We start from the raw sequence: 19,275 nt of genomic DNA on the forward strand, positions 1-19,275 counted from the left end.
CGGAACAGATCAAGTGTCAGCCAAGACGGATTGGAGCCTGAACCGCCGGATAAACCGTCTATCTGGTCTGAAGCTGCAATTGCATTCCCCGCACATCCGGGCCGTCCAAGTTTAACCCCTTTATAACGTCATTGCCGGGAACGATAATCGAGTTCTTGAGGACAGGACCGCCTGGCAGATTGTGTATCCCGCCGCCGCCACCGGGCGGAGGTGGTGGCGGCGGAAAAACGCCGCCACCATCATCCTTGCTGCAAGGTGGAATGCGATAAATGCAATCATCGTTGAATTGCGCAATATCTCCACTCGCAGACGGGCGAACCACATCCTGCGCATTTGCCAGAAACGGAAAAAACATACCGAAGAGAAAAATAGCCAATCTCATTTCGCAACCTCCTGCGAAGATGCACAAATCTTGGCGCGGTCTTTTACGTCCTTGCCAGCGGCAGCTTTTGCCGCGGCGTCCAGCCATGCGGGCGTGCTGTTGCGCATACCGATGGAAACGCTGTTGAAGCCTATGACGAGCGGCCTCGCAAACTGGCTATCGGAAAAGAGGCCGGAACTGTTCGTGCTGCGAATGGTGTTGTCATTGCCGGCCATGTTTTCGGCCGCCGGCTGCTGGCCCTGCGGGCCTGTGGTCGCGGCAACGTCCGCACCATCCACAGTCTTCTGGACGTCACCTTTGTTTCCCCTCGCATCGATGAAACCCGAGCGTGCCCGGCCGTTAGTGACCTTTACCCCGCGTGTCAGAAACGCCTGACGCACGACCAGCAAGCGAATGTCGTAAATATAGCGCGAACCACAGTCCTCTGTCTCCGCGGTTCTCAGAATATTGCGGCTGAGAATGTACGAGAGTTTTTCGCGAAGATAGTCGTCGGCGCAATAGACCTTGGTGTCGTCATCATTGCAAAACCGCATCAGCGCATTTTGTGCATGGAAGGGATTGATCGCATAGGTCTGCACATTCTGAAGCTCGATTTCCTCGATATCCGCCCGTGCGCCGCCAAAGGCGATATGGCGTAAAAGTCCTGCCATTCCTTCCTTGCGTTCTATCCTGACGATGGGAAACAGCGCGTCCTTCACCAGCAGGCCAGACGTCGTCCCATCCACAGCAACCTCCGTACGCGGTTGAGCAATCGACAGAGACTTTTTATCCTCCGACCAGGTGCTGTCGCCGAAATAAGGCGCCTCAGACTTGACCCCGAGATATCCCCGCAAATTAGGTATCTGGGTGATCTTGACGTAGCGACCGATGAAGGCTTCGCTTTCGAGGTCGGTCGGCAAAGACTTGAACTTGTGGCCCGAATCCACGACCTCGGCGATGATGTCTCCGACATAAATATCCTCCTGTGGAGGATAGACCGGCTCGATGCCCAGTCTGCGGATGGATTCATTCCAGCGTTTCGGCAGGTAATCATCCGTCACATCGGTTTCGCCCATCAGGAAAAACAGACCGGCAGAACCGATAACGACACCTGTCGCCAGTAAGGATACTCGGGCGGCATGGAGTGTCACCCACCTCCACGCACTCCTCAATTTTTCCCGCAAAGACGTTTTCGCGGGAACTTCGCCCGGAGGCTGGGCAGGCTGGGCAGGCTGGGCAGGCTGGGCAGGCTGGGCAGGCTGGGCAGGCTGGGCAGGCTGGGCAGGCTGGGCAGGCTGGGCATTCTCATCGACTGGATCCGGCATGTGAACCCCGACAGGAAAGAAATGAACTAAATATAACCCAGCATATCAACTTAAAGTTTAAAAAACAATACAGTCATCGAGGGAATTTTCACTGTATTTCATGAAGACGACCGACAAAATCCGGTTTCCCTCCCAATAAGATCTTTCCTGTGTTTGGCGTCTCATCCGCCACAATGCAAATAGGGCGCGAGGATAACTCCCCGCGCCCGTCAACGCCCGTATCGGCTGCGTCGCCGCAGCCGCGGTAGCCGCAGATTAACTGTCCTTGCCGGCCGCCTTCAACGTCGCCTTCGGCTCCACCACGGTTTTGTCACCCGCCTTGCCCGCGTCCTTTTCCGGTGCAGTTGCCGCGGCAGGCGCCGCCGCGCCCGTATGCGCCGCCACCGCCTTGTCACCCTCTTCCGAAAGCAGCGCCGCCAGCATTTGCGGATTTGCATCGCCTTCCACGTGGATGTTGAGGTTACGCTGCGGGAACGGGATGGCGATCCCCTCTTCGCGGAAGCGTTTCAGGATCGCGATCCTCAGCGCGTTTTTCACGCCAAGCCCATTCGAAAGATCGGCGAGGTGGAAACGCAATTCGAAATCCAGCGAGAAGTCGCCGAAACGGAGGAATTCCACGTGCGGTTCGGGGTTGCGCAGTACGGGCGGCTGGGTGCGCACCAGTTCCAGCAGAATATCCATCACCTGCTGCGGATCGGATTCATAGGCAACGGAGACCGGAATTTCCGCACGCATAATACGGTTGCGGTGTGTCCAGTTGCCGACCGAGGAATTGATGAATTCCGAGTTCGGTACGATGATCGACTGGCCGCGGAAGGTTTCAATCTCGGTCGCGCGCACCGAAAGCCGTTTGACGGTGCCTTCAGTCGTGCCTGTCACCACCCCAGTCACCCACCTTGAAGGGACGCTCGACCAGCAGGATGAGGCCGGAGACGAAGTTCGAAACGATGTTCTGGAGGCCGAAACCGATACCGACCGAAAGGGCAGACGCCACCAGCGCCAGGCTGGAGAGGTTAAGACCGGCGGAAGAGACGCCGAAAATGGCCGCAACCGCGATGCCGAGATAACCGATGCCGGTCTTGACCGAGTTGCGCACGCCCGCATCCACCTGCCCGCGCGCCATGACGTTGTTGTCCAGCCACTTCTGGAACCAGCGTGTGATGATGTAGCCGATGGCAAAGACAAGGACGCCGCCGAACAGGCCGATCAGCGAGATGGAGGCATTGCCGACGGTGATGCCGGTCAGCAGACGATAGGCCCAGCTTTCGATATCGCCCGGCTGGAACCCCCAGGAAAACAGGATGAGCGGCACGCCGAAGGCGAGTGCGATGACATAGATGCCGAGCCCCGCCGCAAGACCGGCCTGATCCAGCGCAACCGGGCCGAGACCGTAGCGCCGCCCGAGATAACGACCGGCCAGGGATTCGGAAAAGGCGCCCTGTCGCGAAATCGCCTTGCCGGAAAGAATGCCGATATACATTGTTGCGAGCACCGCACCGGTGGCGACGATCTGCGTCGCAAGGAACCGCGCCAGCCCCACATAACCCGTCAGGCAGGCACCGATGAGAACAAGCCCGCCGACCCTGAGCAGAATGACCAGCCAGCGCGGCAGGCGCTGGTTGCCGGTCTCGTAGTCCTGCCCCTCACCGATCACCGGGCGCAGGAACGACACGGTGAGCAGGATGATGCCAATGATGATGGAGGCAATGAAGCTCTTGGCAACGGTGACGATCAGCGGCGAATAGAGCGTCTCGCTGATCGTGCCGAACAGATAATCGAGACCGTTGACGAGCGCCATCAAAAGCACGGCCGAGGACAGCGTGTGCGCTCCGCGATTGGAAACCTGCAACAGACGCCATTCCGGCTGCGTCGGCGCAAAGATAGCGTAGCTCAGCCGCGATACGAAATAGACGAAGCCCGTAACTGCCATGGCCCCGAACAGGATCGGCGCGATATCGGAACGAAGCACGTTGAAATTATCGAGGAAAAACGCCGAGGTTACCAGAAACAGGAAAAGCGACAGCGACTGCACCATGGTTGACCAGAAGGCCACCGAAAGCCGCCGCAGATAGGAAGGCTCGCCGGAAAAGGCCCGCCTTTCCATGCGGCTGCCGAAAAAGCGATAACCGCCCACCAGAAACAGCAGCGCCGCCATGATCGACAGCATCACCGCCCCGAACATCGGCAGGCGTTTGTAGTTCCAGACGAAACCCGCCCAACTGCTGAAGGCGTTGTTGAGATTGGTCAGCTCGCTCACGAAGGCGGAAGAGGCGTCGCCCAGCGTCTGGGAAGAGACTTCGGTGCGCTTGAACAGGGTCGCGGCAAAAAGCGCCCGCCGAACCGCCGTAATGTTGTTGGAAATCTGCGCGGCGTTGGTGGCAGTGCTCTCCACCTCGCCGGCAATGGCATTTACCTCGGCACGCTCCGCCGTCAGCCGGGAGCGCTCCTCCGTCACCATGCTCGCTTCGGGTGGCTGTCCTTCCGCCGGAGCAGCGCCAAGCGCGTCGAGACGCGTCTTGATCTGGTCCAGGCGGGTCCGCAACTTGGTGTTGGCGGCGGCAGCATCGGCTGCAATGGTATCGGCGCGTCCCTTCAGGTCCACCAGTTGCACGTCATCGCTGCCGCCCGCCTCAACCTGTTTGGCGATTGCCGAAATATCGGCCTTCCATTTTTCCAGATCCGTGCGTGCCTGCTCGACGATGGAAGCCTGGATAGCGACTGGTGCGGCCGCTGGCGAATCCTGTGCCGACGCCAAGGTTGCGGACGACAGAAAGCTGCCAAGGAGGGTGAATACCGCGATCATTATTGCAGCCAGGGCGGCCTTTCGCCGCCGGCCGGATAAAGGCCCGCCAAACATCCGCCTACCGTCAATCATTCCGCCAAACATCAACCGCACATCCATGCCTTTCATATCTTCACCCAGCATCAGGCTATTTATCGCCTGCTGCGCGGAAAACCACCCGCAAAAAGCGAGGTTTTCGGGAGTTTACCTTGCTTTTCACCCGGAGAATCATCACCTTCAATAGTGCAGCAATCATGGGAGGAAATCATGGGATCTGCTGGTATTGGCTGGATCGCAGCTATCATCATCGGTGGTGTCGCCGGGTGGCTCGCCGAACAATTCATGAAAAGCAATATGGGTGTTTTCATGAACATCCTACTTGGAATCGTCGGCGCCATCGTCGCCAACGCCATTCTCTCGGTATTCGGAATCGTTTTGACCGGATGGATCGGTTATCTCATCGCCGGCTTCATCGGCGCCTGCATCCTCATCGTTATCGGCAGAGCCTTCCGGCGAGGATAGCAAAAGACAAAAATCCGTAAAATCCCGGATTTCCAGCCTTTTCCAGCGCGACTGAAATTTTTTCGTCACAAAAATCGAAGAAATTTCATTTCCGCGCTGGACAAGCCGAAACTTCCCCTTTATAGCCCCCCTCACACCGCCACACGGTGTCGGTCGGGTGATTAGCTCAGTTGGTAGAGCAGCTGACTCTTAATCAGCGGGTCGTAGGTTCGAGCCCTACATCACCCACCAAATTCTTCAAAAATGACAAGACGTTGCGGTGCTAAGTTAAAGCATCGCCTTCGGCGCCGGGGACTGAAAAAACAGTTCGCATTCGGCGCCCCAAAACATGCGGCCGCGACAGCGGACCTAGCTCCCAAGAAAACCTACAACTTCGTTTCGGGTATGATTTTTGTCCCGATAAAACGTGGCCCCAAGGGCCGCCCGGCAATACGGCTTGCGAATTCCTCGGTGAAAGGAACAGGCGCTGCCCGCTTCACCGCGTCGATGGCGGGATCGATAAAGGCTTGCCGTCTTGGACTGTCTTCCTGCGGGCGCGCGGCTGTGACGACCACCTTGCCCCTTATCTGCCCATCCTTATGCAGAATGAACTGAAGCGTCACGACAAGCCCCTCCGTGTCTTCCGGCGGCACCCAGCATGCGTAAATCGCATCGAACATTTCTTTGAGGTTGCTGACCGGAGCAGGATCGTTGCAGACCCGCGACTGGCCCAAAGCCTGCGTCAGAAAACCCGCGTACAGGGTGGCCAGTGCCACGATACCCGGCAGCTTGAGGCCGCAGAAGAATAAAAACGAACGCTTGATCAAATCCATTATCCTCTGTCGGAAAGCGATCAGCCTGGCCCATCCACCAATTAACGTCATTTTTTGAAAGAATATTTTTGTTAGTAAAAACTCTTCGCTGATTCAGCAATCGATATATACAAAATAATAAAGTCCACGATACACACAGAAAAATCATAAATACATCAAAATAAAAATCAAAATAAATGAAAAAAGAATTGAAAATAAAAAAACATTTTCGAAATATAAGAATAATATATTTGTTTCATAGAAATAAAATTACAAATAAAGGCAAAAATTCGAAATATTTATTTATATGTATTTGTAATATTTAAAATAGACTGGATATCTCGAAAAGTTACCCATAACGAACCCTTCGCAATTTAACCAAAACCCGCAGTTTGCATTGCAAGCCACTGGTTTGGTTGTATGCATTGCCCAGCCAGAACGATGGCGCAAAAGGGGGATATCATGACATCAAAATGGGTAACGGCGGTATTTTTCGGGGCTACGTTGACGGTTGCGGGTGCAGCGCAGGCGGACGACCTCGTCTTTTCGCTGAAGAACGGAACGAACTCCGTTCTCAATGCCTTCTACACCTCGCCGGTCGGCGTCGATGACTGGGAAGACGACGTGTTCGGAAAGAAGGCGCTTGGTCCGGGCGAAACGATGGAGATCACCATCGCCGATGGCCGCCGCGTGTGCAAATACGACATGCGTTTCGAATTCCAGGGCGATGAGCTGGAAGACCTCGAGGATACGCAGAACCTGTGCGAACTCGGCGAATATACCATCACCGAGTAATAATCCGGCAATAACGGCCCTGCCCGATCATGGCGGGGCCTGCACCGACAAGCGGCCTTCAAAAAAATCAGCCGCTCCGGCAACGCCGGTTTTGCAACACATCTACTGAAACGACGAAATATCAGCGCGGCAGTGCCACCCGCTCCGCAAAGCGGTCTTAATCATGCCTATGATTGTCGTGATGAGATTGATCGTCAACATATTGCTTTTCGCCCTCGGCGCAGTCGGAAGCGGCGTATGTGCGTTTCTATTGTCGGGGACGCTTGCCGATTCCGGATTTCTCGGTTCCTGTTTCGAGGGAAGTTGTGCCTATGCGGCGCTTTTCATGGTGCTGCCCGTCACATGGTTCGTGCTTTTTGCGCTTTATGTCATGGCATTGCTGGTCTGGAGACGAAAACCTTTCCGGAACGGAAGGCTCTGAAATAGGTAAGACGGCGCCGTCGCTACCGGACGTTCGTTGACAGCCATCGAGACTTGCCGTTAACGTCCCGCCTGCTGGGGGATTCGCTGCCATTGATATACGGGCCTGCCCGATATCATAGGCCTCTGAATGTGCATGTTTCCGATTTGCGCGTCGCTTAACGACGTGCATGGCGGAAAACAGGGAGACCAAACGATGCGGGCCGCAATTAATTCTCCATCGCTTTCTATCGATACCATGGACTATCAGGCCGAGTGCCAGTTCGCGCTGGAGCCCTCCATTCAAGGGCTCATCGAAAAAGCGGAAGACGCTGGCTGGAACCGCCAGCAGGCCGCGCTTGCCATCGTCGCGCTCGCCAGTGAACATCTGAGTGACCTGCTTCCAGGCCTCACCGTACCCGATCAACGCCCCCTGTCCTGACAGCCTCCCTCCCGCCGGAGCCGATCGGCACCCGGCATGATTGCCAAAGCATCCCGAAAATTGATTGAGCAGGCCGGAGTATCCCCCGTCGCGCCCGCAAGGGCCTTCGATGCTCCGTCGCAAGCGCGAGGGGAGAAAACGCTCCAGGCAAAACCCTGCCCCCTCAATGCAGCCGGTAGCTTCCCCGTCACAGACCATCTCCAGGGCATTTCAGCTGCCCTTTAAGTATCGCTGCCACAGTGTTGACATAAGCGACCGATAATGAGAACATAAAGTGAACATTATGGAGGTCAGCGATGAACGCAGCAGACGCAACCATAGAAAATGCCCTGTCCGTGGTCGCTCGCTCCCGCGATATGCGCGAGCGCGCGCTTGAAAGGCGACGGGAATTGCAGCGGCGAACGGAAGTCATCATCGCCCGGCCGCTCTACGTGCTGAAAAAGAATGAAGGCCCGAAGCAATTGTCGCTGAAACTCGACAGCTAGATGGCGAAAAGCAAATCCCGTGCGGATTACCTCACACACGGGATTTTCAGAATGAAACGATCATTGTCTTGTCTTATTGCATGCGTTGCATTGCGGCTTCGGGTTCGCCAGTCGTCGCAACCGTTGCCGCCGGAAGGCGATCGGTCTTTTTCAGTATGACGATGGGCTTGTCCACCGGATCCGTCGGCGGAACGATGCTCGCAGTTTTGAATTCACGGTCAACAGCAGGAACGGAAGCGTTGATCTTTTCATGACCCGCGCACTCCGCCAACGCTGCACTGGCGGAAAAACCAAGTACAGCGGCGATAATGAGAACTGATTTCATGTCATTCTCCCTTCGCTTTCGTGGCGATCTCCCAATCTAAGGGGAGACGGTCCGGATTGAAAATCACACTTTAGAGACATCTAAAGCTCTCTGTCATTGCGGCAGTCGTCATCGGTGGCAATGGGTGAGGCGTGCCGCTTTATTTTTTCCGCAAATCCAGCGGATTTTGGCAAAGCGGCCTGCGGAATATCATCGCCACATAACTTCCCTTCAGGGAAATGAGGCTAGGCTTGTAAGTTGTGGCCTGTGCCGCGTTGGCGGCCTTTATCGTTCGTCCATCTGGAGAATTATGCTGCATGGCACGCCTCCTTCCATGAGCGATAACGAAAAAACAGCGGTCTTGTTCCGCAGCGGCGAAACGGCGGACAATTGAAAAGATAAGGCACCGCCGCGTGCTTCGTCTCCACGCCGGTGATACGGTGGCACGAATAGTCGCATGAAGGCGAAGTCTCGCCGCATAGCTCCGGCCTCGCCACCTCATCCCGCTCCCGCTGAGAAGAGCGCTCCCAAACCCAACCATGACCCAAGGCTTGAAATTTTGCCCGAAACCGCTATATGGCTTTGCGAGAGGACGACCTCGGCCATTATGGCGACAGCATGCGGGACGGCCCGGTCACATACCGGAGAATAAATTGCGTTCCCTGCCCGATCGTATCCGCCACGCTCTCAGCTTCGAAATCATCGGCCTTCTGCTGGTCGTGCCGCTGGGTGCATTCGTATTTCACATGCCCATGGAAGATATCGGCATTGTCGGTCTGGTCAGCGCCACGCTCGCCACCGCCTGGAACTATCTTTACAATCTCGGCTTCGACCATGCCATGCAGCGCCTGAAAGGCACGACGCTGAAGACGCCTGCTATCCGCGTCGCCCATGCCCTGCTGTTCGAACTTGGTCTGCTGATCGTGCTGATGCCCTTCATCGCCTGGTATCTCAGCATCAGCCTTGCCCAGGCGCTGGTGATGGATATCTCGTTTGCGCTGTTCTACGTAGTCTATGCCTTCGTCTTCAACTGGGGCTACGACCGGCTTTTCCCGCTGCCGGAATGGCGGTCGCAGGACGCCGTCTGATCGGCGGCGGCACCGGCGTGTGCTTCAGCGTAGCGAAGCCGTGAAAAAGCGGATGACTTCGCTGTTCAGTCGACGATGAAACTCCGCCCGGTCAAACCCCGGAATATCGCCGCATATCTCGGCCAGGGCTTTTTCCATCTCGGCGGGGCAAGGTGTTATGAACGAAAAATGCCCTGCCCCTTTCACCGTCTGATAGTCCGGTTTTGCCGGCAGGTCGTCGCGCAGCCCTAAAATATCCTCCGGCGCCACACCGTCGCCGCCGCGCTCCGAACTCCAGAGCTGAACGGGGATTTTGATATCTCGCAGATCGGCCCGCCCTGGAAAGGCGTTGAGGGGGTCTGCAACAACCACAGCCTTCACCCGCGCATCGTAGACCCGGTCCTCAGGCGAAGCAGACCTTTCCAGCATCTGAGCACACACCGCCGCCTGCCCATCAGGGCACGGCAATCCGGTATTTGGAAAATCCGGAACGCCACCGGCAAGCACCAGCGCCGTATAACCGCCGCGCGAAAATCCGAACACCCCGATCCTTCCAGCATCGATAAAACGGGCATCGTTCCAGTTCGCCAGCATATGGTCGAGCAGGCGGACGATATCGGCCGGTCGTTCGGTCAGCGCGGAAAGATCGCCTGCCCGGTTCATGTCAATGGCGTTATCGCCGGGATGATTGATCGCCGCGACGATGAAACCGGCATCCGCCAGCGCCGCCGCGGTATCCCGATGGCTGAAATACGTACCGCCGAAACCGTGGGAGATGATGACGAGCGGATATTGCCCATCGACAACAGGGCAATCACGCACCGATTGCAGAGCGAAGGGGCCGATGCGGGTCTCCACCGGAGTCGCCGCGCAGGGCGACCACACCGCCGCCCTCATGGAAGGGTTGCCGCCTGCCGAGGTAATCTCGATCAACCGAAGACCGGCTGCCAGAACGGTGCCCGTTCCGCACATGGCGGAAACAAGGGAAAGGCAAAGCAACACCAGAAATCGCATCACGGACCCGCGGATCGGAAACATTGAATGCAAGGCCGTCACCAACAGGCCTCGCCCGCAACATAGAGCAATCTCTTGTAGCGGAAATGACCGTCGTCAGACTTAGAGCGACTTCAGCGTCCAGGCCACGATTTCGCGGGTGGCGGCGGCGAAAGCCTGGTCCAGCGCTTTGACGAAATTGGCATTTCCGGAACCGCTGACGCGTGCGCTGGCGCGGAATACTTCCTGCGCCTTTACCGTGCCGTTGCGATCGTTCAAGAGCTTCACCGAAATCTCGATATCGGCGGTGTTTTTTGCCGTATCGATTTCGAAGGTGCGAATATCGCTGACCACCTGGTAATCGATCGCCAGCCCCTGCCCCGGCCGTCCGACTCCACCGAGCTTGCCGGTATCCTCGAATGCTTGCACCAGCTTGGATTGCACCATGCGCGGCAGGCGGTCGCTCCATTGCGAATTGCCGAGATATTGCACTTCCGAGCCGGAAAGGCGCACCACGATGTTTTCGCTATCAAGCGCTTTCAGCGCCGTCGGATCGGCGATCAGCAATTGCCGGCCTTTGAGCGACGGCCCCTGCGTTACAGTCGCCGAAGAGACGGAAAGGTCGAACGTATCGTTCGATGGGGTTCCCGCACAGCCCGCCATCGCAACCGCAAGCAGCGGAGCCAAAAGCAGGGCACGGCGCTTATGGCCGTTCATCAATCGTGTCATTGGCCCATACCCCTTTTAGCGCCTTGTTCTGCCGTCATATTGTTTCACGGTTTCGCCGCCGAAAATCAACCGCTGCGGATCGCGGTCGATATTGGTGATCGCATTGTTGAGATTGTCGACCGTCTGCCGCGTGCTGCCGATAAGCGCCTGGAAATCCTTCAGGCCCGAACTGGAGAAGCGCGTGAGATTGTCTGCAATCGGCCCGATTCGGGCATTGAGATTGTCGGCCACGGCCTTGAACGAGGTCAAAGTCTCGCGCGCCTTTGCAAACAGCGAATTGGCATCGTCGGTTCCAAGCATCCCGTCCACCTTGGCAAGAATGCCATCGACACGGCTTGAGGCAAGGTTCAGCTTGCGGCCCATGTCGGTGAAATCGGAGACCGCCTGGTCGATATCGGCCCGGCGTGCGCCGACATCGTCGGCAATTCGCTTGAAGTTCGCCACGGCATCACGCGCATCGGCAGTCGCTGCGGAAACATCACCCACCACGGTGCTGACCTTTGCGGGATCGACCGACGCCAAAAGCTCATCCGCGCGCTTCACCACCGTCTGCACTTCCGTGCTCGCCGCCTCGAAGTTGCGCGCCGTGCTCTGCACCGTTTCCATGATACCCTGAATATCGCTCGAAGCGGAAGCGACGTCCTTCGTCACCTTGTCGACATTAGACAGGATAGAATCGATCTTGCCGGCATCCACCGCCTTCACCAGATCTTCGACAGCAGTCAGCGTGCCGTCCAGGCGTACCGAGACCGATTGAACGGTGGTGGAAAGCGAACTGAGGCTGGCGATGAAACTCTTGATACCATCGGAATTTGCGGCCAGCGCATCGGAGAATTTCTCGGCGTTACGCACCGTCTGCGTCAGCGGCCCGCGGGCATCCTGCACGAAACCCTGCAATTCGCCGATGGCGCCATCGGCGCGTTTCAGGATCTTGTCGGCGGTGGCAAGAAGGTTGGTGACGCTGGAAAGATCGGCCGTCAGCTCGGCGGGAACGCCGCTTTCGACGGATTTCTGCAGAATGCGCTCACCATCCTTGTTGCCGCCGGATAGCTCGATATAGGCAGCGCCCGTCAGGCCCTGAATTTCAAGCACGGCGCGGGTGGACGGGAAAACCGGCGCGTCCGCCTGCACTTCGGTAAAGGCGATGGAATAGGCCGGATCGTCACGGTCGATCGCAAGACCGCGCACCGTGCCGACAGGAATGCCGTTGAAGCGTACCGGAGAGCCGACGGAAAGGCCGTTTGCCGAGCCGGGAATACGCACCACGAGCTGCGCCGTCGGTCCACCCCGGCCGAATTCTGCCATCCAGTAAACGAAGCCGAATGCGGCGGCGATCACGATCAGCGTGAAAATTCCGACTATGGTGTAGTTCGCCTTGGTTTCCATGCTTCTTGTTACTCCACCGGATTTTCGTGTCTGTCGTCCGGAAGAACGACAGAGCGCGCCCGTTTGCCACGGAAATAGGACTGCACCCAGGGGTCGTCACAGGCAAACATGTCCTGCAAGGTCCCTTCCACCAGCACCTTCTTCTGCCCTAGCACCGCAATGCGGTCGCAGACGGAGAACAGGCTGTCGAGGTCGTGCGTCACCATATACACGGTCAAACCGAGCAGATCGCGCAAGCGCGCGATCAGCATATCAAATTCCGCCGCCCCGATGGGATCGAGGCCGGATGTCGGCTCATCGAGGAAGACAAGGTCGGGATCGAGCGACAGCGCGCGCGCAAGCGCCGCACGCTTGATCATGCCGCCGGAAAGCTCCGACGGGTATTTGTCGCCCGCATCGGGCTTCAGGCCCACCATCTCGATCTTGAGATAGGCAAGCTCGTCCATCAGCTTTTTCGGCAGGTCCAGATATTCCCGCATCGGCAGCTGGATGTTTTCCTTCACCGTCAGGCCGGAAAACAGCGCCCCCTGCTGGAACAGCACGCCGAGCCGCTGGTCGAGCATCATGCGGTCGTCTTCGCTGGCCTTGTCGTAATCGGTGCCGAGAATGCGGATTGCACCCGCCTGGCGTGGCAGAAGCCTCAAGATCGCACGCATCAGGACGGATTTACCCGCGCCGGATGGGCCGATGAAGCCAAGGATTTCACCGCGATAGACATCCAGATCGAGATTCTCAAGCACGTTCCTGCCGTTGAAACCCACAGTCACACCCTCGACGGAAAGAACCGTCTCACGGCCGTCCTTTGCAGTTTTTGTCTCTTGCGGCTTCTGGTCCAAAGTTTCCAACGCGCCCTCCTTAAAAATCGATGGCTGCGTAGAAGATGGCAAAAAGGCCATCCACCAGAATGACGACGAAGATCGATTTGACCACCGACGACGTGACGTGTTTGCCGAGCGATTCCGCCGAACCGCCGACCTTCATACCCTCAACCGCCGCGACGATGCCGATGATCAGCGCCATGAACGGCGCCTTGATCATGCCGGCGGCGATGGTCGATTCCTCGACCGCGCCATGCAGACGCGACAGAAACACTTCGAAGGTGATGCCGGAATAGAGAAGCGTGACGATGGCGGCGCCGAAAAGTGCGGCGAAATTGGCAAGGATGGTCAGAAGCGGCAGTGCGATTGTCAGCGCCACGAGACGCGGAAACACCAGCACGCCGACAGGGTTGAGACCGATCACCTTCAGCGCGTCGATTTCCTCGCGCATCTTCATCGAGCCGATTTCCGCCGTGATCGCACTGCCGGAGCGACCGGCGATCATGATTGCGGTGAGAAGCACGCCGATTTCACGCAATTGCAGGATGCCGACGAGATCGACGACGAAAACTTCCGCGCCGAAATACCGCAGCTGGAAAGCGCCCTGCTGGGCGATGATGGCGCCGATCAAAAACGACATCAGCATGATGATCGGCACGGCGCGCACGCCCATATGGTCGATCTGGTTGACGATGGCCGCCGGCGATACGCCGCGTCCGCGCCCGAGCTTCATCTGCGCGCCGCGCACGGCGGAACCCAGAATATACATGCCCGCGAGGAAATCCGCACCATTCTGGACGACAGCCTGGCCGATCGGCGAGAAGAAGCGTTCGGCAAGTCCCACCTTGGCGGCAGGCTCGCCCTCCATCGCCGCTTTATCCGGCAATTGGCCGATCAGATCCTCGATTCGCTCGTTTCCGGTAAGCGTGACGGTAACGCCCTTCGCTTCCATATCTTCGCGCAATCGCCGGATGACCCAGGCGCCGGTCGTGTCGATTGCCTCCACCGAGGAAAGATCGATCTCCACCGGACCGGCAGGGCCGCTTTTCTCGATGTTTTCGAGGCGTGCAAAAATGCCGGAAAGATTGCTGTTACGCCAGGAACCGCTCAAGGCATACCGCTGGCCGCCGCCGGAGACGGCGTCGTCTTCGGTGATTGCGGCCGGGTTCGCCTGTTGCCGTATATCCTGTTCTTGCATAATGCTCCGAGCGAGTGCAGCCGTCACGAGATTCTTAAAGGTTTCATAACGGTTTGGCCTTCGGCAAGCCACAGTGACAGCCGACAATTCGCGATAAATTTGGCGTCATGTGTCTTTTAACGCCTTTCAGGAAGTGAAAAAACATGCCCCGTTACCTTCAAGCCACAACAGAACGTTTCGCCGTTGCTGGCAGCTTCACTATTTCACGCGGCACTCGCACACATGCGGATGTCGTAACGTGCACCATCCGCGATGGTTCCTTTACCGGCAGAGGTGAATGTGTGCCCTACCCGCGTTATGGCGAAAGCATCGAAGGCGTTATCGCCGATATCGAAGCGATGGCTGAGCAGATTGCCGGCGGCCTGACACGGCATGAATTGCAGCAGGTGATGAAACCCGGCGCCGCCCGCAATGCAGTGGATTGCGCACTATGGGACCTCGAAGCCAAGATGAGTGGCAAAAGTGCTGCCGAACATAGTCTCGGACACGCGGCAAAACCGCTCGTTACCGCCTATACCATCTCGCTTGCCGACCCCGAGACCATGGCGGCTAAAACGGCGAAAAACGCTGGCCGCCCGCTGCTGAAGATCAAGACCGGAACGGCGGATGACGAGGCGCGCCTGCGGGCCGTGCGCACCGCAGCACCTGACGCGCGCATCATCATCGACGCCAATGAGGGCTGGAACGACGATAATATCGAATATTATCTGAAACTCGCAGCGGAACTGAACATCGCGCTCATCGAACAGCCGCTTCCCGCCGGCAAGGACGCCATCCTGGCCCGCATCGACCACCCGGTCCCCATCTGCGCCGATGAAAGCGTGCATTCCACCAAGGACCTCGCAGACCTGCGCGACCGTTACGATGCGATCAACATCAAGCTGGACAAGACTGGCGGTCTCACGGAAGCACTTGTCATGAAGGCAGAGGCGGAGCGGCTAGGCTTCATCATCATGGTCGGCTGCATGCTCGGCACCTCGCTCGGCATGGCTCCCGCCGTTCTGGCCGCTCAGGGAGCCGCCTTCTCCGATCTCGACGGCCCGCTGATTCTCAGGCAGGACCGGCAGCCGGGCCTCGTTTACGAGGGTTCGCTGGTTTATCCGCCGCAGCCGGAGTTGTGGGGATAAGAGCCGTCGTTCGGGTTTCGTGTGAAAGCACTACGCCGCACATCGCAATAGTCTTTGCAGTATCACGTAAACTGTATGACCAGCCTTGCCTCACACTCGGCGTCATCCTCGGGCTTGTCCCGAGGATCTATCCACGTCGCGCGAAATCAATCGGTTGCAGATCCTTGGGACAAGCCCAAGGATGACTACAGAGAGCTGAACCATCCCGCGCTTAGGGATCGCCCTGCCTGTTGAACAAACCCCAATCAGGCCGCGTGCTTGCCAATCAGACCTGGAATATCCACCGGCTCCATCTCGTCCGATGTCTGCGAAGGGACATCGCTCGTCTGCATCCAGGTGATCAGCTCGAAAGTGCCATCGGCATTTTCGGCAATCGCCGTGCAGCTTTCCACCCAGTCGCCGGTGTTGATGTAGCGGATGCCGTCCATGTCTTCCATCACGGCGTGGTGGATATGGCCACAGATCACACCATCCACATTGTTGCGGCGCGCCTCGTCGGCCACTACGCGCTGGAACTCGCCGATGAAGTTGACGGCGTGTTTGACCTGCAATTTCGCCCAGGCCGAGAACGACCAGTAAGGCAGACCGATGCGGCGGCGCACCGCAGCAAGGACGATGTTGATCGCAATCGCCGCGTCGTAGGCCCAGTCACCGAGATAGGCGAGCAGGCGGGCATTGCGCACCACCACATCGAACTCGTCGCCATGGATGATGAGGTATTTCTTGCCGTCTGCCGCCTCGTGGATCATGCGCTCGGCCACTTCGATACCGCCGAAATGCATGCCCGGAAACTCGCGCAGAAATTCATCGTGGTTGCCGGGAATGTAAACGATGCGCGTTCCCTTGCGGGCCTTGCGCAACAACTTCTGCACCACGTCGTTGCAGCCCTGCGGCCAGTACCAGCTGCGGCGCAGGCGCCAGCCGTCGATGATGTCACCGACCAGGATGATCGTATCGGCCTCGTGATGTTTCAGGAAGTCGAGCAAAAAATCCGTCTTGGCCGCCTTGGAACCGAGATGGACATCCGAAATGAAAAGCGTTCTGAACTGTCTGGTTTCAATTTGACCGGCCACGGATTTAATCCCCTTGTTCGGTTGCGTCCCTGCGGCTTTCTTCCCTCTCAGAACCAGACTCGTGTTGCAGCAACATGACAATGGCCGGTTTTTGTATGGAATATGACTGATGGCATCACGAAAACGCGAATAAGCCATGCCCGCATTTGCATAAGGGGGCGGCAAATAACGGCTGTACCACGGGAAAGTTTGTTGTATTCAGAGGGCCGGAATTGAACCAGACATGACGGTGGAAGACATGACCTCTCACGATAAGAACAACACGCCCGCCAACACGGCAAAGGCCGACATCGAGGAACAGGCGCTCTTTTTCCACCGCTACCCGCGCCCCGGCAAGCTGGAAATCCAGGCCACCAAGCCCCTTGGCAACCAGCGCGATCTGGCGCTTGCCTACTCGCCGGGTGTCGCCGCCCCCTGCCTCGCCATCCATGAAAATCCGGAAATGGCGGCGGAATATACCGCCCGCGCCAATCTCGTTGCAGTGATTTCCAACGGTACGGCAGTGCTTGGCCTTGGCAATATCGGCCCGCTTGCGTCCAAGCCTGTTATGGAGGGCAAGGCCGTCCTCTTCAAGAAATTCGCCGGCATCGACGTTTTCGATATCGAGATCGATGCGCCCGGCATCAACGACATGGTCTCCACCATCGCAGCGCTGGAACCCACCTTCGGCGGCATCAACCTTGAAGACATCAAGGCGCCCGAATGTTTCGAGGTGGAGCGCCAGCTGCGCGAGAAGATGAACATCCCGGTCTTCCACGACGATCAGCACGGCACGGCGATCATCGTCGCCGCCGCCGTCACCAACGCGCTGGAACTGGCCGGAAAATCGCTTTCGAGCGTCAAGATCGTTGCGTCAGGCGCCGGTGCGGCAGCCCTCGCCTGCCTCAACCTGCTTGTCGCCATGGGCGCAAAGAAAGAAAACATCTGGGTCCACGATATCGAGGGCCTCGTTTATGACGGCCGCAACTCGCTGATGGACGAGTGGAAGGAAGTTTACGCGCAAAAGACCGACAAGCGGGTTCTGGCCGACTCGATCGACGGCGCGGATGTCTTCCTCGGTCTTTCGGCGGCAGGCGTGCTGAAGCCGGAACTTCTGGAGCGTATGGCGGAAAATCCGCTGATCCTGGCGCTTGCCAACCCCAATCCGGAAATCATGCCGGAAGTGGCCCGTGCTGCCCGCCCGGATGCGATGATCTGCACCGGCCGTTCGGATTTCCCGAACCAGGTCAACAACGTGCTCTGCTTCCCCTATATCTTCCGCGGCGCGCTGGATTGCGGCGCAACCACGATCAACGAGGAAATGAAGATGGCCGCCGTGCAGGCCATTGCCGAGCTTGCCCGCGAGGAAGTCTCGGAAGTCGCCGCCAAGGCCTATAGCGGCGAAACGCCGATCTTCGGCCCGAACTACCTCATTCCCTCGCCTTTCGATCCGCGCCTCATCCTGCGCATCGCGCCGGCCGTTGCCCGTGCTGCCGCCGCAAGCGGTGTCGCCGCCCGGCCGATCAGCGATTTCGAAGCCTATCTCGACCAGCTGAACCGCTTCGTCTGGCGTTCCGGCTTCATCATGAAACCGGTCTTCAACGCCGCCAAGGTTGCCGAAAAGAAGCGCATCATCTTTGCTGAAGGCGAAGACGAGCGCGTGCTGCGCGCCGCCCAGGTGCTTCTGGAAGAAGGCACCGGCATCCCGATCCTCATCGGCCGCCCACAGATCATCGAAACGCGCCTGAAGCGCTTCGGCCTGCGTATCCGCCCGAATACCGATTTTGCGGTGGTCAATCCCGAAGACGATCCGCGTTACCGCGACTACGTCGATGATTATTTCGCCCTCGTCGGCCGCGCTGGCATCAACCCGGAGGCGGCCCGCACCATCGTGCGCACCAACTCCACGGTCATCGGCGCGCTGTCGGTGAAGCGTGGTGAGGCGGATGCGCTGATCTGCGGTCTGGAAGGCCGTTACGACCGGCACCTGCGCGACGTGAACCAGATCATCGGCAAGCAGGAAAGCGTTCGCTCTTTCGCAGGCCTCAGCCTGCTCATCACCCAGCAGGGCGCGCTGTTCCTCACCGACACCTTCGTCAACAACGATCCGACCTCCGAAGAAGTGGCTGAAATGGCCATTCTCGCGGCAAAGGAAATCCGCCGCTTCGGATCACGCCGAAGATCGCGCTCGCCAGCCACTCCAATTTCGGGTCGCGCGATTCTGAAAGCGCCCGCAAGATGCGCCGCGCCCTGAAGATCGTGCAGGCAGCAGCACCCGAACTGGAAGTGGACGGCGAAATGCAGGGCGGCTCGGCACTTTCGGAAGCGCTGCGCAAGCGCGCCATGCCCAACAGCGTGCTGACCGGCGAAGCGAACCTGCTGGTCTTCCCGAACCTCGATGCCGCAAACATCACGCTCGGCGTCACCCGCACGCTGACGGAGGGCCTGCATGTCGGCCCCATCCTGCTTGGCACGGCACTTCCCGCCCATATCCTGTCGCCCAGCGTCACCTCGCGCGGCGTTGTCAACATGGCGGCCTTTGCCGTCGTGCAGGCATCGCACCCTTCGGTCTGATGAAGGCGCATTAACGCAGTTTTGAACATGCTGTTGCCGCATTGCGGCAACAGCTTATGTTATCTTCCTGAAACACGGATTTCCCGAAGCATAACACCCTCGCCACCGGCCGGGGACATCGAACG

17 protein-coding genes, 1 tRNA gene and 2 pseudogenes are annotated in these 19,275 nt (G+C 58.1%); 9 read left to right on the forward strand and 11 right to left on the reverse strand.

Going from position 1 to position 19,275, the window contains the following annotated elements; genetic code table 11:
- Positions 1-58: 58 nt before the first annotated feature.
- From RBH71_RS20325 to RBH71_RS20335, 3 genes and pseudogenes are all read right to left on the reverse strand, one after another.
- A complete protein-coding gene (locus tag RBH71_RS20325) occupies positions 59-382 on the reverse strand; it encodes a hypothetical protein (protein WP_035252119.1) in 324 nt (107 codons plus the stop codon).
- The gene (locus tag RBH71_RS20330; RefSeq protein WP_323687468.1) at positions 379-1,686 is read right to left on the reverse strand and encodes a hypothetical protein; all 1,308 of its coding nucleotides are present in this window, start codon (positions 1,684-1,686) and stop codon (positions 379-381) included. The genes RBH71_RS20325 and RBH71_RS20330 overlap by 4 nt, the downstream gene beginning before the upstream one ends.
- Before the next feature lie 255 nt (positions 1,687-1,941).
- Positions 1,942-4,612: pseudogene (locus RBH71_RS20335) on the reverse strand (mechanosensitive ion channel family protein).
- Between the two features lie 123 nt (positions 4,613-4,735).
- Between RBH71_RS20335 and RBH71_RS20340 the strand changes: the two are divergent.
- Entirely contained in the window at positions 4,736-4,990 is a 255-nt protein-coding gene (locus tag RBH71_RS20340; RefSeq protein WP_323687469.1) for a GlsB/YeaQ/YmgE family stress response membrane protein, read from the forward strand.
- 155 nt (positions 4,991-5,145) lie between these two features.
- Positions 5,146-5,221, forward strand: a tRNA-Lys gene (locus RBH71_RS20345).
- A gap of 134 nt (positions 5,222-5,355) precedes the next feature.
- Here RBH71_RS20345 and RBH71_RS20350 read toward each other — a convergent pair.
- On the reverse strand, positions 5,356-5,802 hold the full coding sequence (locus tag RBH71_RS20350) for a hypothetical protein (protein ID WP_323687470.1): 447 nt from the start codon (positions 5,800-5,802) through the stop codon (positions 5,356-5,358).
- A 441-nt stretch (positions 5,803-6,243) separates the two neighbouring features.
- Here RBH71_RS20350 and RBH71_RS20355 point away from each other — a divergent pair, with 441 nt between their 5' ends.
- The 4 genes from RBH71_RS20355 (at position 6,244) to RBH71_RS20370 (ending at position 7,902) form a co-directional block, all read left to right on the forward strand.
- Positions 6,244-6,576 (forward strand): hypothetical protein, encoded by a 333-nt coding sequence (locus RBH71_RS20355; RefSeq protein ID WP_003515455.1) that lies wholly within the window; start codon positions 6,244-6,246, stop codon positions 6,574-6,576.
- A gap of 169 nt (positions 6,577-6,745) precedes the next feature.
- Positions 6,746-6,997 (forward strand): hypothetical protein, encoded by a 252-nt coding sequence (locus RBH71_RS20360; RefSeq protein ID WP_003515464.1) that lies wholly within the window; start codon positions 6,746-6,748, stop codon positions 6,995-6,997.
- 195 nt (positions 6,998-7,192) lie between these two features.
- Entirely contained in the window at positions 7,193-7,417 is a 225-nt protein-coding gene (locus RBH71_RS20365; protein ID WP_003515467.1) for a hypothetical protein, read from the forward strand.
- A gap of 296 nt (positions 7,418-7,713) precedes the next feature.
- Positions 7,714-7,902: a hypothetical protein gene (locus RBH71_RS20370; RefSeq protein ID WP_003515469.1), complete on the forward strand. Its 189-nt coding sequence runs from the start codon at positions 7,714-7,716 to the stop codon at positions 7,900-7,902.
- A gap of 73 nt (positions 7,903-7,975) precedes the next feature.
- On the opposite strand, the gene RBH71_RS20375 is transcribed toward RBH71_RS20370, so the two are convergent.
- On the reverse strand, positions 7,976-8,227 hold the full coding sequence (locus RBH71_RS20375; RefSeq protein WP_003515471.1) for a hypothetical protein: 252 nt from the start codon (positions 8,225-8,227) through the stop codon (positions 7,976-7,978).
- A gap of 632 nt (positions 8,228-8,859) precedes the next feature.
- On the opposite strand from RBH71_RS20375, the gene RBH71_RS20380 reads away from it, so the two are divergent.
- The gene (locus RBH71_RS20380; protein ID WP_003515473.1) at positions 8,860-9,294 is read left to right on the forward strand and encodes a PACE efflux transporter; all 435 of its coding nucleotides are present in this window, start codon (positions 8,860-8,862) and stop codon (positions 9,292-9,294) included.
- A 24-nt stretch (positions 9,295-9,318) separates the two neighbouring features.
- Here RBH71_RS20380 and RBH71_RS20385 read toward each other — a convergent pair whose 3' ends face one another.
- The 5 genes from RBH71_RS20385 to RBH71_RS20405 form a co-directional block, all read right to left on the reverse strand.
- Positions 9,319-10,287 carry an alpha/beta hydrolase family protein gene (locus RBH71_RS20385; RefSeq protein ID WP_035252178.1) on the reverse strand — a complete coding sequence of 323 codons (969 nt, stop codon included), beginning with the start codon at positions 10,285-10,287 and terminating at the stop codon, positions 9,319-9,321.
- Between the two features lie 102 nt (positions 10,288-10,389).
- The gene (locus RBH71_RS20390; protein WP_019566194.1) at positions 10,390-10,995 is read right to left on the reverse strand and encodes an ABC-type transport auxiliary lipoprotein family protein; all 606 of its coding nucleotides are present in this window, start codon (positions 10,993-10,995) and stop codon (positions 10,390-10,392) included.
- Between the two features lie 15 nt (positions 10,996-11,010).
- Positions 11,011-12,381, reverse strand: coding sequence for an MCE family protein (locus RBH71_RS20395; RefSeq protein WP_003515479.1), 1,371 nt, complete (start codon positions 12,379-12,381; stop codon positions 11,011-11,013).
- 8 nt (positions 12,382-12,389) lie between these two features.
- Positions 12,390-13,226 (reverse strand): ABC transporter ATP-binding protein, encoded by an 837-nt coding sequence (locus RBH71_RS20400; RefSeq protein WP_323687472.1) that lies wholly within the window; start codon positions 13,224-13,226, stop codon positions 12,390-12,392.
- Positions 13,227-13,236: 10 nt separating this feature from the next.
- Positions 13,237-14,397, reverse strand: coding sequence for an ABC transporter permease (locus tag RBH71_RS20405; protein WP_003515483.1), 1,161 nt, complete (start codon positions 14,395-14,397; stop codon positions 13,237-13,239).
- Positions 14,398-14,540: 143 nt separating this feature from the next.
- On the opposite strand from RBH71_RS20405, the gene dgcA reads away from it, so the two are divergent.
- Positions 14,541-15,524, forward strand: coding sequence for an N-acetyl-D-Glu racemase DgcA (dgcA, locus tag RBH71_RS20410; protein WP_003515484.1), 984 nt, complete (start codon positions 14,541-14,543; stop codon positions 15,522-15,524).
- A 245-nt stretch (positions 15,525-15,769) separates the two neighbouring features.
- Here dgcA and RBH71_RS20415 read toward each other — a convergent pair whose 3' ends face one another.
- Positions 15,770-16,606 carry a UDP-2,3-diacylglucosamine diphosphatase gene (locus tag RBH71_RS20415; RefSeq protein ID WP_025593573.1) on the reverse strand — a complete coding sequence of 279 codons (837 nt, stop codon included), beginning with the start codon at positions 16,604-16,606 and terminating at the stop codon, positions 15,770-15,772.
- Positions 16,607-16,835: 229 nt separating this feature from the next.
- Here RBH71_RS20415 and RBH71_RS20420 point away from each other — a divergent pair.
- A pseudogene (locus RBH71_RS20420) lies at positions 16,836-19,150 on the forward strand (NADP-dependent malic enzyme).
- Positions 19,151-19,275 lie beyond the last annotated feature (125 nt).

It is taken from the genome of Rhizobium sp. AN68 (assembly GCF_030758035.1).
GTDB lineage: Bacteria > Pseudomonadota > Alphaproteobacteria > Rhizobiales > Rhizobiaceae > Agrobacterium > Agrobacterium tumefaciens.